The sequence below is a fragment of the Pseudomonas sp. BP11-1-1 genome, assembly GCF_052112105.1.
In the GTDB taxonomy this organism is placed as follows: Bacteria; Pseudomonadota; Gammaproteobacteria; order Pseudomonadales; family Pseudomonadaceae; genus Aquipseudomonas; species Aquipseudomonas alvandae.
Genome location: NZ_JAUTYU010000003.1, coordinates 203,265 through 217,736, shown reverse-complemented (window position 1 = coordinate 217,736; position 14,472 = coordinate 203,265). Strand labels below are relative to the sequence as shown.

Below are 14,472 nucleotides of genomic sequence, written 5' to 3'. Positions count from 1 at the left end.
GCATTTTTCTCGCCAGATCACACTTGGATGTAAACCACGTGGGTATGGGTGTACTCATACAAGCCGTGCTTGCCGTCCGCGCCGCCAATGCCGGACTTGCGCGCCCCGGCATGGAAGCCCTGCATCGCTTCGAAGTTCTCTCGATTGATGTAGGTTTCGCCGAAATCCAGCTCGTTGCTCGCGCGCATGGCGGCACTCAGGCTGCGGGTGTAGATCGATGACGTCAGGCCGTACTCGCTGTCATTGGCCAGGGCGATGGCTTCGTCCAGGCCTTCGACAATCTGGATCGGCAGCACCGGGCCGAAGATCTCCTGGCGCATGATCGCCATCTCGCCACCACACCCAGCCAGCACCGTCGGCTGGTAATGGAAGCCCTGGCCCTTGTCGGCCACCGCGCCGCCCGTGACCACTTCAGCCCCCTGCTCCTTGGCAATGGTGACCATCCGCGCAACCTTGTCCAGCGCCGCCTGGTTGATCAGCGGCCCCATGTCCAGATTGTCCTCGGCCAACGGGTCGCCGTAGCGGGTCGCGGCCATCGCGGCGGCGATCTGCTCGATGAACTGATCGGCGACCTTGCGCTCGACATACACCCGCTCGGCGCAGTTGCAGACTTGCCCGGTGTTGATCACCCGCGAAGCCGTGATCGCCTTGACCGCGAGGTCCAGGTCGGCGTCCGCCAGCACGATGGCCGGCGCCTTGCCGCCGAGTTCCAGGTTGAGCTTGGTGATGTTCGGCGCCGCCGCGGCCATGATCCGCGAGCCGGTGCCGACGCTGCCGGTGAAGCTGATCAAGTCGATGCCGGCATGGCGGGTCAGGTTATGCCCCACGGTCGCCCCCGTGCCGCTGACGACATTGAACACCCCGGCCGGCAGGTCGGTCTCGGCCACCAGACGGGCAAACTCGAAGCAGTTGATGGGCGTTTCTTCGCTGGGCTTGATCACAATGGTATTACCGGTCACCAGCGCCGGCGCCATCTTGCGAGCGATCAGGAAGAACGGAAAATTCCACGGCAGGATACCGGCCACCACACCCAGGGGCTTGCGCAGCAGAAAGATGCTTTCGCCAGCGCGGTCGCTGGTCAGCACCTCGCCCTCAAGGCGCCGTGCCCACTCGGCCATGTAGTCCAGGTAATCGGCGGTGAAGTTGACTTCCACCCGCGCCAATCCCAGCACTTTGCCTTGCTCGGCGGTGATGATATGGGCGAGTCGTTCGGCGTTGTCGCGCACTTTGCTGGCGATTTTGCGCAGGTAGCCGGCGCGCTCGATGGCCGGGCGGGCGGCCCAGCTTTTTTGCGCCTTGCGCGCTGCGGCAATCGCCGCTTCGACTTGCTCGCCGCTGGCTTCGGGCACCCGCGCCAGTAAAGCGCCGTTGGCCGGGTTGTGCACCTCAATGCTTGGGTCGCTGGGAATGAAGGCGTTGGCGATGAAGTTCTGGTAATTGATGATCTCGGTCATGTGCTTGCTCTCGCGGTCAGTTTCAGAACGATGCAGGTGCATTCATTTGGCGGTGAAGGTTTTCCAGACCCCGCCTTCCTGCTGCAGGTCGTGGGCGCGCTTGATCAGGTATTGGTGGATCTGCTCCACCTGTTCCGGCGTGAAGGCGTCGGCGAAGGACGGCATGCCATCCGGCACTCGACCGCCGTAGAGAATGCCGAGGAACATCTGGTGTTTTTCCGCCGTCAGCTTGCGCAGGTCCGGCAGCACGCCGCCGCTGACTGCATGAATGCCGTGGCATTGGGAGCAATAGCCGTCGTAGAGCTTGGCGCCGGCGTCCACTGCGGCCAGGTCGCCGGTCAGGGGCGGCGGTTTCGGGGTGTCGGCGAGCGGTGCCGGCTCGTTGAGTTTCGCCGTGCCGCCCAGCTTGTAGGTCAACACCTGGGAGAACGGCCGGACCCCGGCGCGCAAGGACAAGGCACCGGCAAAGGTCGAGAAGGCGCCGCCCCACCCGGCCATGAACGTCACGTACTGCTCACCGTCCACGCTGTAGGTAATCGGCGCCGCCATCACACCGCTGGCTGCCGGCTGCTCCCAGAGTTTCTTGCCGCTGTCGGCGGCATAGGCGATCACCCGGCCGTCGGCGCTGCCCTCGAACACCAGGTTGCCGGCGGTGCTCAAGGTGCCGCCGTTGAAGATCGTCACATAGGGCACTTCCCAAGCCGGTTGTTGCTTGACCGGGTCCCAGGCGATCAGCTTGCCCGACCAGCCCTTGGCCATTTCCAACAGCCCATCGGCGTCCTCCGGCATCATCCCGGTGCGCAGGCCCAGTTGGTACATGCTCTTGAACGGGTTGCGCTTCGGCGCCTCGGGGATGTGCTCGTAGTAGGCGGACATGATGTGCGCCGGGATATACACCAGGCCGGTGTTCGGGTTGTAGGACATCGGCTGCCAGTCATGGGCGCCCCAGAACGCGGGCGTGACCAATTTGCGCTTGCCATCCTTCCAGTACGCGGCATTCTCGTCATCGACGATGGGCCGGCCCGTCTTCATGTCCATGCCTTTGGTCCAGCTCTGCGGCACGATGCCCTTGGCCGACAACAGCTCACCCGTGGCGCGGTCGATCACGTAGAAAAAACCGTTCTTCGGCGCCTGCATCAGCACCTTGCGCGGCTTTCCATCGATCGGCAGTTCCGCGAGGATCATGTGCTGGGTGGCGGTGTAGTCCCAGGCGTCCCCCGGCGTGGTCTGGTAGTGCCAGGCGTACTCGCCCGTATCGGCGTTGACCGCGACGATGGACGACAGGAACAGGTTGTCGCCCTTGGCCTGGCTCCGCCATTTCGGGTCCCACAACGATCCATTGCCCACACCGATGTACAGCAGGTTCAAGTCCGGGTCGAACGCAAAGGAATCCCAGGCCGTGCCGCCACCGCCCTGGGCCACATAGGCGTCGCCGTGCCAAGTCTTGGCGGCGATGGCCATGGCCTTGTCTTCCGGCGGCAACTTGGGATCACCCGGCACCGTGAAGAAGCGCCAGGCCTGCTTGCCGGTCTCCGCGTCGTAGGCGGTGACATAACCGCGTACGCCGAACTCGGCGCCGCCGTTGCCGATCACGACTTTGCCATTGACCACTCGCGGGGCCCCGGTGATGGTGTAGCTGCGCGAGTGATCGGCCCGGGTGTCCACCGACCAGGCGCGCTGGCCGGTCTTGGCGTCGATGGCTTCAAGACGACCATCGAGCACACCCACGTAAACCTTGCCCTTCCACACCGCGACGCCCCGGTTGACCGCGTCGCAACAAGCCTCACCGGCGCGGTTGCGGTCGGACTTGGGGTCGTACTTCCAGATCAACTTGCCGTCGCGCGCATCCAAGGCGTAGACCACCGAAAACGGACCGGTCGTATACATCACGCCGTCGACCACGATGGGCGTCGCCTCGACACCGCGATCCAGGTCCAGTTTGTAGCTCCAGGCGAGCCCCAACTGGCCGACGTTCTGGTCGCTGATCTTCTTCAACGGGCTGTAGCGTTGTTCGTCGTAGGTGCGGCCGGTGCTCATCCAGTTACCGGGTTCCTGGTCGGCGGCGATGATGCGCTTGCCGTCGACATTCGCCGGCAGGTCCTGCGCCCAGCCCGGGACGGTATGGAAGGTAAGCGCCAGCACGACAAATAGCGTCTTGAGGGGAGCGCGGAGGGGCGCGTTCCGAGAAGCAGTAGGCACGGCGAGGCCAATCTGTGTCATGGGAGGACTCCTGGTTCTTATTAGTAGCGAAGCCATTGCGCTGCGCACCAGCAGAGGAGCAACCCCCATGCCACCGTTTGAAAATGCTGCGCAAGCCCCGATCCATGGGGTTTTCGGCTCCTATCGCGGGTCGCGAAGCCGTGCGACAGTTGTCGCATTTGCCGCGACAGCTGTGCCAGAGGTGAGTCAGGTTGCGCACGATTCGTGAAGAAAGCCGTCACACGCCGGGCCTTAGCACCCGCGAGCGCGCGCCCTACAATGAGCGCAACCATCAGCAGGAGAACCAAGCGATGTTCGCCTCATTTGAATCGGGCCGATGCCAAGTCAATGGCATCACCGTCAACTACCGCAAAGGCGGGAGCGGCCAAGGCCTGCTGCTGCTCCACGGGCATCCCCAGACTCACGTCATGTGGCACAAGATCGCCGACCCCCTGGCGGAGCATTTCACCGTGGTCGCGGCGGACCTTCGTGGCTACGGTGACAGCGACAAACCGGCAGGCGACGCCGAGCACCTCGCCTACTCCAAGCGAGAAATGGCCCAGGACGGGCTCGAGCTCATGCGCGCGCTGGGATTCATGAAATTTGACGTGCTGGCGCATGACCGAGGCGCACGCGTCGCCCATCGCATGGCCATGGACCACCCGGACGCAGTGAAGCGTTTGATAACACTGGATATCGCGCCGACCCTGGCAATGTATGAGCAAACCAACGAAGCGTTCGCCCGCGCCTATTGGCACTGGTTCTTCCTGATCCGTCCAGCTCCGTTTCCCGAAACGCTCATCGAGGCTGATCCGGAGCTTTACCTGCGCAGCGTCATGGGCACCCGCAGCGCTGGCATGGCGCCTTTCACCGACGCCGCATTTGCCGAGTACTTGCGCTGCCTGGCACTCCCTGGCACCGCTCATGGCCTGTGTGAGGATTACCGGGCAAGCGCCAGCGTCGATCTGGAGCACGACCGGAGCGACCGGCAAGCCGGGCGAAAGCTCTCAACGCCGTTGCTCGCGTTGTGGGGAGCGGACGGCGTCGTGGGCCGTTGCTTCGATCCGCTGGGTGAATGGCAAAAAGTCGCGACCGACGTGCAAGGGAAAGCGTTGCCGTCGGGGCATTACATCGCGGAGGAAGTGCCAGGGCTTTTGATGGACGAGGTGCTTGGTTTCCTGCTTCCTTCGGTCCCGGGAGGCAGGTAGTTGCAGGCGGTATCCGTTTCGACAACACTCGCCAGCCAATGCCCCCTTATCCATCGAACGGTGAACCGACATGGCTGGCGAAAAATCGATTGCGAAATTGCTCAGCGCAATGAGCCCGACGCTCAACGACGGGGATTACGTCTTCTGCTGCGTCGCCGACATGGACCTCGTCAAAGGCGAGGAAATACTGGGCAGTTTCCGGGAAAAGGAAGGCCTGACCGTCATCATCGAGCGCAACAGGGCCCAGGCCCTGGGCCTGCACTTCGACTACGTCGCCGCCTGGATCACCTTGACCGTGCACTCCGCCCTGGATGCCGTCGGGTTGACCGCCGCCTTCGCAACAGCCTTGGGCAACGCGGGCATCAGTTGCAACGTCATCGCCGCCTACTACCACGACCACATCTTCGTGGGTCGGGAAGATGCGCAGCGGGCGATTGAGGTTCTGGAGGCGCTTGCTCGGTCTGGAGGCAGCGACTGAGCCGAAACTGCGGTCGACGGAACAAACCATCCAGGACAGTTGCTCCCACAACGATCGCCGTGGCGTACGCAAACCTTGGAACCACCCCAAAACAACTGTGGGAGCGGGCTTGCCCGCGAAGGCGTCCGGTCAGCTACATCTTTTTGACTGACACTCCGCCTTCGCGAGCAAGCTCCCACATGGATTTTTGGGTCGTTTTCAAGTTCAGTGTCCACCACCCATCCCTTGTGGGAGCATGCGTTCAACCGAAACCAGGTCGGCACCTGCCCAACGGTTGACCTCTACGCCCACCCCTCCAGCCGCAACGTGGCGCGCACCAGGCGTTGCTCTTCGTTTTCGATTTCCCTGAGGTTCTCGCAGATGCTCTGGATGTGGACGATGGCCGCCTTGCGCGCCTGCTCCGGCAGCCGCCCGGTCACGGCGTTATAGAGCCGGGCGTGTTGGCGGTCGATCTGGCGCTTTTGCGGCTCGCGGTGGTAGAGGTTGTTGACCGAGGCAAACACTGAGCTGAGCAGCAAATCCGTCAGCGAACGCAAGGTCTGCACCAGCACCGGATTGTGCGAGGCCTCGCAGATCGCCAGGTGAAACGCATGGTCGAGCCGGGCATGGACGCTGGCCTCCAAGGGACGGCTATGGGCGTCGAGCATGGCCTCGTAGCTGCGGGTAATCAGTACGAAATCAGCCTCGGTCCCGCGCAGGGCCGCCAGGCGCGCGGACTCGCCTTCGAGCAGGCTGCGGACCTCGAACAGATCATAGAGCGTGCGTGGCTGCGAGCTGAACAGGTGCATCAGCGGCGACGCCAAGCCATGCCCCGACAAGTCGGCCACGAATGACCCCTTGCCCTGTTCAGTCTTGATAATCCCGCGGGCGCGCAGCAGCTTCAGTCCCTCGCGAAGCGCGGTGCGGGAGACACCGAGCTTTTCCGTCAGTCGCCGTTCCGAAGGCAACAGCTGCCCGGTCTTGAGCACGCCATCGACGATCAGGCGTTCTATGCGCTCGCAGACCACGTCGGCGACTTGCGGGTTACGGCGCGTCTCGAAGCTTTCCATCGAATCTCCAACTGGTATGACTAGCTCTGTCATCGGATCCAGAGGTTTTCAAACACAGCGATAGCTCGCTGATTTTTCATTGAATTTTCAAACAGCCAAAAAGAACAGGGTCGAAGAACTGGTTCGACCAGTCCAACAACACATGGACAGTAGAACGCCTCGGACCAATGATGCAAGTCAGCCGTATCAGAACAGACCTCGAATAAAAACAACTTGAGGGTCGCCTGCGAACCATGAACATTCTCTACGATGAACGCGTCGACGGCCTCTTGCCTGACGTGGACAAAAATGCACTGCTCCAGGCCCTGCAAACCCAGCTTCCCGACCTGGAAATCCTCCATCAGCGCGAAGCGCTCAAGCCGTACGAATGCGACGGGCTCTCCGCCTACCGCACCACGCCCATGCTGGTAGTGCTGCCGCGCCACATCGAGGAAGTCCAAGGCGTGCTTCGCCTCTGCCACGCGCGCCAGGTGCCCGTCGTCGCCCGTGGCGCGGGCACCGGTTTGTCCGGCGGTGCGCTGCCGTTGGAAAAAGGCGTGCTGCTGGTGATGGCGCGCTTCAACAACATCCTCCACATCGACCCCGCCGCCCGCACCGCGCGGGTGCAGCCGGGCGTGCGTAACCTGGCGATTTCCCAGGCGGCCGCGCCGTTCGGCTTGTACTACGCGCCGGATCCCTCTTCGCAGATCGCCTGTTCAATCGGCGGCAATGTGGCGGAAAATGCCGGTGGCGTGCATTGCCTCAAGTACGGGCTGACCGTGCACAACCTGCTCAAGGTCGATATCCTCACCGTCGATGGCGAACACCTGGCGCTGGGCTCCCAGGCCCTCGACTCACCGGGGTTCGACCTGTTGGCGTTGTTCACCGGTTCCGAAGGCATGCTCGGGGTGATCACCGAGGTCACGGTCAAACTGTTGCCCAAGCCGCAAACGGCCAAAGTGCTGCTGGCGGCCTTCGATTCGGTTGAAAAGGCTGGCCGGGCGGTGGGTGACATCATTGCCGCCGGGATCATCCCGGGCGGTCTGGAAATGATGGACAACCTGGCCATTCGCGCCGCCGAAGACTTCATCCACGCCGGCTACCCGGTGGACGCCGAAGCGATTCTGTTGTGCGAACTCGATGGCGTGGAAGCCGATGTCCATGACGACTGCGACCGCGTGCGCCAGGTGTTGCAACAGGCCGGCGCCATCGACGTGCGCCAGGCTTGCGATGAGGCCGAACGCGTGCGTTTCTGGGCCGGACGCAAGAACGCATTTCCTGCGGTGGGCCGCCTTTCGCCGGATTATTACTGCATGGACGGGACGATCCCCCGCCGGGAACTGCCCGGTGTGCTGCAAGCTATCGCGGCGTTATCGGCGGAGTACGGCCTGCGGGTCGCCAACGTTTTCCACGCTGGCGATGGCAACATGCATCCGCTGATCCTGTTCGATGCCAATCAGCCGGGCGAGCTCGATCGCGCCGAAGCCCTGGGCGGCAAGATCCTCGAATTGTGCGTGGAGGTCGGCGGCAGCATTACCGGTGAGCACGGTGTGGGCCGCGAGAAGATCAACCAGATGTGCGCGCAGTTCAACAGCGATGAGCTGACCGTGTTCCATGCGGTCAAGGCTGCGTTCGACCCGAGCGGGCTGCTCAACCCCGGGAAGAATATTCCGACGCTGCATCGCTGCGCCGAGTTTGGCGCCATGCATGTCCACATGGGTCAGCTGCCCTTTCCTGAACTGGAGCGCTTCTGATGGGCAGCGAGCACGATTTCGACGACAGCGCGGCGCTGCTGGAGCAGGTCAACCAGGCCCTGGAAAACGCCACGCCGCTGCGTATCCAGGGTTCCAACAGCAAGGCGTTCCTGGGGCGTAGCGTGGCGGGCGAAGTACTCGACACGCGCTCGCACCGCGGCATTGTCAGCTACGACCCGACTGAACTGGTGATCACCGTTCGCGGTGGTACGCCGTTGACGGAGTTGTTCGAAGTGCTCGACGCGGCGCAGCAGATGCTGCCTTGCGAACCGCCCGCCTTCGGTGAAAATGCCACGGTGGGCGGCATGATTGCCTGCGGACTCTCGGGGCCACGTCGTCCCTGGTCAGGCTCGGTGCGCGATTTCATCCTCGGTACACGAGTCATCACCGGTCAGGGCAAGCACTTGCGCTTCGGCGGCGAGGTCATGAAAAACGTCGCCGGCTACGACCTGTCGCGCTTGATGGCCGGCAGCTACGGCTCGCTGGGCGTGGTGACCGAAGTGTCCCTCAAGGTCCTGCCAAAACCACGGCAGACCTTGAGCATCAGCCTGGAAATGGATGCCCAGCGCGCCTTGCAGCGCCTGGCGGAATGGGGGCAGCAACCGCTGCCGATCACTGCCGCGTGCCACGATGGCCAGCGCCTGAACCTGCGACTTGAAGGTGGCGAAGGCTCGGTGGCGGCGGCCCACGATCGTTTGGGCGGCGAGCGACTGGACGCTTCGTACTGGCAGGACCTGAACGAACATCGGCTGAGCTTCTTCGATGAAGATCGGCCCCTCTGGCGCCTCTCCCTGCCGCCGAACACACCTCGCTTGCCGTTACCCGGCGTCCAACTGATCGATTGGGCCGGCGCCCAGCGCTGGCTCAAATCGGACGCCGAAGCGACCTTCATCCGCTCGATCGTCGAACAAGTCGGCGGGCATGTGACCTGCTACACCCCTGGATTGGCCGACAGCCCTTTCCAACCGCTGCCCGACGCACTGATGCGCTATCACCGGAACCTGAAGCAGCAACTCGATCCACGGGGCATTTTCAACCCCGGTCGCCTGTACGCGGAGCTTTGAACCATGCAGACCACCTTGAGCGAAGACGCCCGCCAATTGCCCCGCGCCGAAGAAGCCGAACGCATCCTGCGCAGTTGCGTGCACTGCGGTTTCTGCAATGCCACGTGCCCGACCTATCAATTGCTGGGTGATGAACTGGATGGTCCGAGGGGGCGCATCTACCTGATCAAGCAGGTGCTCGAAGGCAACGAAGTGACCCGCGCAACCCAGGAACACCTGGATCGCTGCCTGTCGTGCCGCAACTGCGAAACCACCTGCCCCTCCGGCGTCGATTATCACAACTTGCTGGACATTGGCCGGGCGGTGGTCGATGCGTCAGTCCCGCGTTCACACGGCCAACGCCTGTTGCGCGAGGGGTTGCGCAGCGTGGTGCCCAATCGCGGGCTGTTCAAAGGATTGGTGAGCGGCGGCCAGGTTTTCCGCGCGTTGCTGCCAGACACGCTGAAAGCCAAGCTGCCCCGCAACGTGCACCCAGCAAAGCCACGACCGACCACCCGCCATGACCGGCAAGTGCTCATGCTCGAAGGCTGCGTGCAACCAAGCCTCTCACCCAACACCAACGCAGCCGCCGCACGGGTACTGGATCGATTGGGCATCAGCGTCACCGCGATTCGTGAGGCCGGTTGTTGCGGGGCGGTGGACTATCACCTGGACGCCCAGGCCGCCGGCCTCGACCGCGCCCGGCGCAACATCGACGCGTGGTGGCCGGCCATCGAAAGCGGTGCCGAAGCCATCGTGCAAACCGCCAGCGGTTGCGGCGCCTTCATCAAGGACTACGGGCACCTGCTCAGCAGCGATCCGGCGTATGCCGCCAAGGCCGCAAAAGTGAGCGCCCTGGCCAAGGACCTGGTTGAAGTACTGCGCGACGAACCGTTGGATCAGCTCGGCGTACACAGCGACCAGCGCCTGGCCTTCCACTGCCCCTGCACGTTGCAGCACGCACAAAGACTCGGGGGCGCAGTCGAAACGATCCTGGAACAACTTGGATTCAACCTCACGCCGGTGCCCGACAGCCACCTGTGCTGCGGCTCGGCGGGCACCTACTCGCTGACCCAACCCGAACTGTCCCGGCAACTGCGCGACAACAAGCTCAACGCTCTGGAAAGCGGACACCCGGAAGTCATCGCCACCGCCAATATCGGCTGTCAATCCCACCTCGACGGCGCTGGCCGACCCCCTGTCCGGCATTGGATCGAACTGGTCGAAGCGGCATTGCCTTGAGCGGCGGACTTGGATCATTCAACCCGGCACAAAGGCGAGCAACCGCAACCCCGCTCACGCCTGCCCTCCCTGCCCATCCGCCAACGCCGCGCCGTTGAGGTAATGGTCGCCCAGCAACCGGCGCTGGGTCAGCAACGCTGGCTCGGCGGCGTCCGGCAATGGCCGCGGCAAGCTGCGCCCGGCCAACTCGAAGTACCCATGACCGGCCACCCGCGCCGCCTCCGCAGCGGCCAGGCGAAAGGCGATGGCGGTCGATTGGGACGTGTCGGCGCGTTCGAGCAAAGCATCGGCGGCGTCGATGCGGATGCGCAGGTCGCCGACTGCCGCGACCACCAGGGCTTCATGTCGCGCGCTGTGGCCGCGCAGGTAGTCAAGCAGAGCCGCCTCGACGTGGCGGGCATGGGCGAGGTCGCTACGACCTTGGGAATGTGAATAGGACATGCTCGATACCTCAATTCCAGGAATGACGTTGCGGCTTGATGTCGTTGAGAAGCTGGTTGCCGACCAAGTGATATTTCCAGCGCACCGGGTCGTGCAGGGTGTGGGTCCGCGCGTTGCGCCAGAACCGGTCCAGGCCCTGGCTGGCCGAGACGCTGCGGGTGCCGCCCAGCTCCAGCAAACGGCTGGACGCCTCCAAGGCGATCTCGGTAGACAGCACCTTGGCCTGGCCAACGATTACGGAAGCCTCGGCGACTCGTTCCTCGCTGGGTTCGGCGACGGCACGGTCGACGGCTCGGGCCGCACGCTGCAAAATCGCCTCGGCCGCTTGCAGGCGCCAGGCCAGTTCACCGATCAACGCTTGGCCCAGCGGGTCTTGCCAACCGTGCTGCAGGCCGCTGTCGACCCAGGGGCGCGCCTGGCGGGCGACGCGCAAGGTCTCGGCGAAGGCGCCACGGGCAATGCCGGTGTCCACGGCGGCTTGGATAATCTGCGAAATCGGACCGTCGGAAGTGGGTTGGTCATAGGCCTTCCAGGCCGGCACCACGTCGATGGCAGGCACTCGCACGCCGTCGATACGCACCTGGCCGCTGGCGGTGATGCGCTGGCCGAAACCGTCCCAACTGTCGATGACGGTCAACCCGGCAGCATCGCGCGGCACCAGGGCGATGTGCACATGCCCCACCTCGTCAACCCCGGCCACCGGCACGATATGGGCGAACAATGCGCCGGTGCAGTAGGCCTTCTCGCCGTCGAGTACTGCCGTGTCGCCATCGAAGCGGATCTGCGTCTGGAAGGTCGTGACGTATTGGCTTCGCGCTTCGGAAAAGGCGTTGCCGAAGCGATACCCCTCAAGCACCTTGGCGTAGTAGCGCCGCTTCTGCGCTTCGCTGCCGGTCAAGCCGAGATTGCTGAGGACGCCGAAATGGTTTTGCGGTAGCTGGCCGAGGGATGAATCGGCGGCGGAAATGATGGCGATCACCTCGCTGAGGGTGACATAGGACACCCCGGCACCACCGTAGGCCTTCGGCACGCTGATCGCCCACAGGCCGCTTTCGGAGAAGCGTTCCAGTTCATCCCAGGGCAGCCGTCGCTCACGATCGCGCAAGGCGGCCTCCCGGGCGAAGTCCTCGGCCACATGCTGCGCCACCTCGATGGCCTCGGCGTCGCTGCGAATGATATGGGCCGGGCGCCGAGGGCCCGGACGAGCCTGCTGGGAGGGGTCAACGGTCGGTGTATGGCTCATGTGCTGCTCCTTGCGTAACGGGTTCACCAACAACCAGAGCACAGTCCGTACCAACCCTTTTAACCCTTTGTATTCAATGCGTTGCAATCCGAAAGCAGGTCTGGAAAAGCCCCTGCAACAGCAAACTGCGGATTCACTGTTGCCCACCGAACACTCGACCGTCAGCCGGCCTTGCCGCCCAGATAGAAATGCTGGATGTCTTCCCGCGCCGCCAACTCCGCACCGCTGCCCTCACCCACCACCCGACCGTTTTCCAGGACGTAGGCGTAGGTGGCATGGCGCAGGGCAACATTGATGTTCTGCTCGGCCACCAGAAAGCTCATGCCTTCCTGGGCATTGAGCTGGGCGACGATGGCAAAGATCTCTTCGACAAGGATCGGCGCCAGCCCCATCGAAGGTTCATCCAGCAACACCAGCCGAGGCCGGGTCATCAATGCCCGGCCGATGGCGAGCATCTGCTGCTCGCCGCCTGAGGTCAGCCCGGCCTGGGTCTTGCGCTTGGTCTTCAGGCGTGGGAACCAGGCATAGATGTGCTCCAGATCCTGCTCCAACTGCCGGCGCGTCGGCTTGCGCAGGAAACCGCCGCTGCGCAGGTTGTCCTCGACGGTCAGGTGGGCGAACACATGGCGCCCCTCCAGCACATGGACGATGCCTTGGCGGGCCAGCAGATTGGCTGCAACGCCGGCGGTGTCCTGCCCCTGGAAAGTGATCCGGCCCCGGCTGACGTGCGCGCGGTCAGCCTGGACCAACCCGGAAATGGCCTTGAGCGTAGTGCTCTTGCCGGCCCCGTTGGCGCCCAGCAGCGCAACGATGTCGCCCTGCCCGACCCGCAGGGAAACTCCGGCCACGGCAAGGATCGCGCCGTCATAGATCACTTCGATGTCGTGTACCGCCAATAGCTCACTGCTTGCGGTGCCGGCAAGGGTCGCAATGGTCATGGGTGCTTCCTCCTCGGGCGCGGGTGCGCCCGGTTGTGTGTCGTGTGCAGGGTCATTGCGCCGCGCAATCGCGGGCGGACACGCCCTTCTCTTTCGCATACTCGGCGGCCTTGGCATCGATCAACGGGCGCAACGTCACGCGGTCGGCCTGGACCCAGTCGGTGATCAGCTTCCATTGCTGGCCGTCCCATTGCTGGACCTTGGCGGCCCCGCCCCCTTCGTGGTCGCTGCAAGACAACTTCAGCGGCTGCATCAACCCAAGGAAACCAATCTCCTTGAGGCGGGCATCACCGAGGTCGAGGTGCTCCAGGCCCCAGCGACCTTCCTCACCGTTGAGCGGACGGTTGCCGAATTTTTTCTGCCCGGTGCGGATCGCCTCGACGGCAATGGCGGCGTTCACCAAGCCGGAGTTGTAGTAGACGCTGCCAAAACTCTTCGGGTCCTTGAGGTCGCTCTTGCCGGTATCGAGGATGTACTGGCGGATGCGTTGGTGGATGTCGAAGTCGGCACCGCCCGGATAAGGCGTCAGCGCCAGGTACCCCTTGCCCGCCTCGCCGGCCGGCAGCACGTCCTCATTGGAACTGGCCCAGATGTCACCGACGATGCGCTCCACCGGGTAGCCGAAACGCGCCGCAGTCTTGATCGCCACGGGCGTGGACACGCCCCAGGTCCGTAGGAACACCCAGTCCGGCTTGAGTTGCCGCACCTGGCGCCACTGCCCGGCCTGTTCGTTGCCCGGGTCGGCCACCGCGATCTGGATGTTCTCGAAACCATACTTCTGCGCCAGCAGCGCCAGCGGTCCCTGGGTTTCTCGACCGTAGGCCGAGTCGTGGTAGACGGTGGCGATCTTCTTGCCCTTGAGCTTGTCCAGCCCACCCTCGCGCTCAGCCACGTAATTGATGAACGCCGAGGCCTCGCTGTAGAACGTCAGCATGGCCGGGAAGTTGTAGGGGAATACCCTGCCGTCGGTGGCCTCGGTACGGCCATAGCCGAGGGTGATCAACGGAATCCGGTCGGCTTCGGCCTTGTCCGCGAGGGCATAGGCCGCCGGTGCGCCGTTGGGTGCGTAGATCGCCACTGGCGCGCCGTTGAGGCCGTTCTTGAAGCGCTCGTAGCACTCGATGCCCTTTTCCGCCGTCCATTCGGTCTCGCACTCCTGCCAGACCAGTTTGACGCCGTTGATCCCGCCTTCCACCTCGTTGATGTAGCGCAGGTAGTCAATCATTCCGGCCCACACCGGAATGCCGCTGGAGGCATAGGCGCCGACCCGGTAGGTGGCCAGGGGGAAGAACTGTTCGTTGGCCGCCTGGGCAGCCGGTACCAGCGTTGCACAGGCGCCCAATGCCAGGCCGATGGCGGCGAGGCTACGTTTGAAAGTTGCATGCATGTCTGTCTTCTCGATGTGGTCTTGTGCGGTGTTGGAAACCTCCTTTCCCTCGGTAGG

Annotated in this window: 12 protein-coding genes; 5 read left to right on the top strand and 7 right to left on the bottom strand. The window is 63.7% G+C overall.

Annotation, left to right across the window (positions count from 1 at the left end; genetic code table 11):
- Nucleotides 1-17: 17 nt before the first annotated feature.
- Nucleotides 18-1,454, bottom strand: coding sequence for an aldehyde dehydrogenase (gene aldA / locus Q7C33_RS07735; protein WP_030141720.1), 1,437 nt, complete (start codon nucleotides 1,452-1,454; stop codon nucleotides 18-20).
- Between the two features lie 42 nt (nucleotides 1,455-1,496).
- A complete protein-coding gene (locus Q7C33_RS07730) occupies nucleotides 1,497-3,674 on the bottom strand; it encodes a PQQ-dependent dehydrogenase, methanol/ethanol family (protein WP_407683128.1) in 2,178 nt (725 codons plus the stop codon).
- 290 nt (nucleotides 3,675-3,964) lie between these two features.
- Between Q7C33_RS07730 and Q7C33_RS07725 the strand changes: the two genes are divergently transcribed.
- Together Q7C33_RS07725 and Q7C33_RS07720 are read left to right on the top strand one after the other, a co-directional pair.
- Nucleotides 3,965-4,861 carry an alpha/beta fold hydrolase gene (locus Q7C33_RS07725; RefSeq protein WP_407683127.1) on the top strand — a complete coding sequence of 299 codons (897 nt, stop codon included), beginning with the start codon at nucleotides 3,965-3,967 and terminating at the stop codon, nucleotides 4,859-4,861.
- 70 nt (nucleotides 4,862-4,931) lie between these two features.
- Nucleotides 4,932-5,339, top strand: coding sequence for an ACT domain-containing protein (locus Q7C33_RS07720; RefSeq protein WP_217859733.1), 408 nt, complete (start codon nucleotides 4,932-4,934; stop codon nucleotides 5,337-5,339).
- A gap of 281 nt (nucleotides 5,340-5,620) precedes the next feature.
- On the opposite strand, the gene glcC is transcribed toward Q7C33_RS07720, so the two are convergent.
- The gene (gene glcC / locus Q7C33_RS07715) at nucleotides 5,621-6,388 is read right to left on the bottom strand and encodes a transcriptional regulator GlcC (RefSeq protein ID WP_407683126.1); all 768 of its coding nucleotides are present in this window, start codon (nucleotides 6,386-6,388) and stop codon (nucleotides 5,621-5,623) included.
- Nucleotides 6,389-6,621: 233 nt separating this feature from the next.
- Between glcC and glcD the strand changes: the two genes are divergently transcribed.
- From glcD to glcF, 3 genes are read left to right on the top strand one after another with little or no spacing between them, the layout of a single operon-like run.
- On the top strand, nucleotides 6,622-8,121 hold the full coding sequence (gene glcD / locus Q7C33_RS07710) for a glycolate oxidase subunit GlcD (protein WP_407683125.1): 1,500 nt from the start codon (nucleotides 6,622-6,624) through the stop codon (nucleotides 8,119-8,121).
- Nucleotides 8,121-9,185: a glycolate oxidase subunit GlcE gene (gene glcE / locus Q7C33_RS07705; protein WP_407683124.1), complete on the top strand. Its 1,065-nt coding sequence runs from the start codon at nucleotides 8,121-8,123 to the stop codon at nucleotides 9,183-9,185. Before glcD ends, glcE begins: the two co-directional genes overlap by 1 nt.
- A gap of 3 nt (nucleotides 9,186-9,188) precedes the next feature.
- The gene (gene glcF / locus Q7C33_RS07700; protein WP_407683123.1) at nucleotides 9,189-10,406 is read left to right on the top strand and encodes a glycolate oxidase subunit GlcF; all 1,218 of its coding nucleotides are present in this window, start codon (nucleotides 9,189-9,191) and stop codon (nucleotides 10,404-10,406) included.
- Between the two features lie 54 nt (nucleotides 10,407-10,460).
- Here glcF and Q7C33_RS07695 read toward each other — a convergent pair whose 3' ends face one another.
- The 4 genes from Q7C33_RS07695 to Q7C33_RS07680 all read right to left on the bottom strand — a co-directional run bounded on the left by Q7C33_RS07695 (nucleotide 10,461) and on the right by Q7C33_RS07680 (nucleotide 14,415).
- A complete protein-coding gene (locus Q7C33_RS07695; protein WP_407683122.1) occupies nucleotides 10,461-10,847 on the bottom strand; it encodes a hypothetical protein in 387 nt (128 codons plus the stop codon).
- Between the two features lie 10 nt (nucleotides 10,848-10,857).
- On the bottom strand, nucleotides 10,858-12,090 hold the full coding sequence (locus Q7C33_RS07690; RefSeq protein ID WP_407683121.1) for an SfnB family sulfur acquisition oxidoreductase: 1,233 nt from the start codon (nucleotides 12,088-12,090) through the stop codon (nucleotides 10,858-10,860).
- Nucleotides 12,091-12,251: 161 nt separating this feature from the next.
- The gene (locus Q7C33_RS07685; RefSeq protein WP_407683120.1) at nucleotides 12,252-13,028 is read right to left on the bottom strand and encodes an ABC transporter ATP-binding protein; all 777 of its coding nucleotides are present in this window, start codon (nucleotides 13,026-13,028) and stop codon (nucleotides 12,252-12,254) included.
- Between the two features lie 52 nt (nucleotides 13,029-13,080).
- Nucleotides 13,081-14,415 carry an ABC transporter substrate-binding protein gene (locus tag Q7C33_RS07680; RefSeq protein ID WP_217859739.1) on the bottom strand — a complete coding sequence of 445 codons (1,335 nt, stop codon included), beginning with the start codon at nucleotides 14,413-14,415 and terminating at the stop codon, nucleotides 13,081-13,083.
- Between the last annotated feature and the right edge of the window lie 57 nt (nucleotides 14,416-14,472).

Coding starts and splice junctions, on each gene's coding strand:
- Q7C33_RS07725 (WP_407683127.1), top strand. CDS start 3,965: ATGTTCGCCTCATTTGAATCGGGCCGATGCCAAGTCAATGGCATCACC.
- Q7C33_RS07730 (WP_407683128.1), bottom strand. CDS start 3,674: ATGACACAGATTGGCCTCGCCGTGCCTACTGCTTCTCGGAACGCGCCC.
- Q7C33_RS07690 (WP_407683121.1), bottom strand. CDS start 12,090: ATGAGCCATACACCGACCGTTGACCCCTCCCAGCAGGCTCGTCCGGGC.
- glcE (WP_407683124.1), top strand. CDS start 8,121: ATGGGCAGCGAGCACGATTTCGACGACAGCGCGGCGCTGCTGGAGCAG.
- Q7C33_RS07680 (WP_217859739.1), bottom strand. CDS start 14,415: ATGCATGCAACTTTCAAACGTAGCCTCGCCGCCATCGGCCTGGCATTG.
- glcC (WP_407683126.1), bottom strand. CDS start 6,388: ATGGAAAGCTTCGAGACGCGCCGTAACCCGCAAGTCGCCGACGTGGTC.
- glcD (WP_407683125.1), top strand. CDS start 6,622: ATGAACATTCTCTACGATGAACGCGTCGACGGCCTCTTGCCTGACGTG.
- Q7C33_RS07685 (WP_407683120.1), bottom strand. CDS start 13,028: ATGACCATTGCGACCCTTGCCGGCACCGCAAGCAGTGAGCTATTGGCG.
- Q7C33_RS07720 (WP_217859733.1), top strand. CDS start 4,932: ATGGCTGGCGAAAAATCGATTGCGAAATTGCTCAGCGCAATGAGCCCG.
- Q7C33_RS07695 (WP_407683122.1), bottom strand. CDS start 10,847: ATGTCCTATTCACATTCCCAAGGTCGTAGCGACCTCGCCCATGCCCGC.
- glcF (WP_407683123.1), top strand. CDS start 9,189: ATGCAGACCACCTTGAGCGAAGACGCCCGCCAATTGCCCCGCGCCGAA.
- aldA (WP_030141720.1), bottom strand. CDS start 1,454: ATGACCGAGATCATCAATTACCAGAACTTCATCGCCAACGCCTTCATT.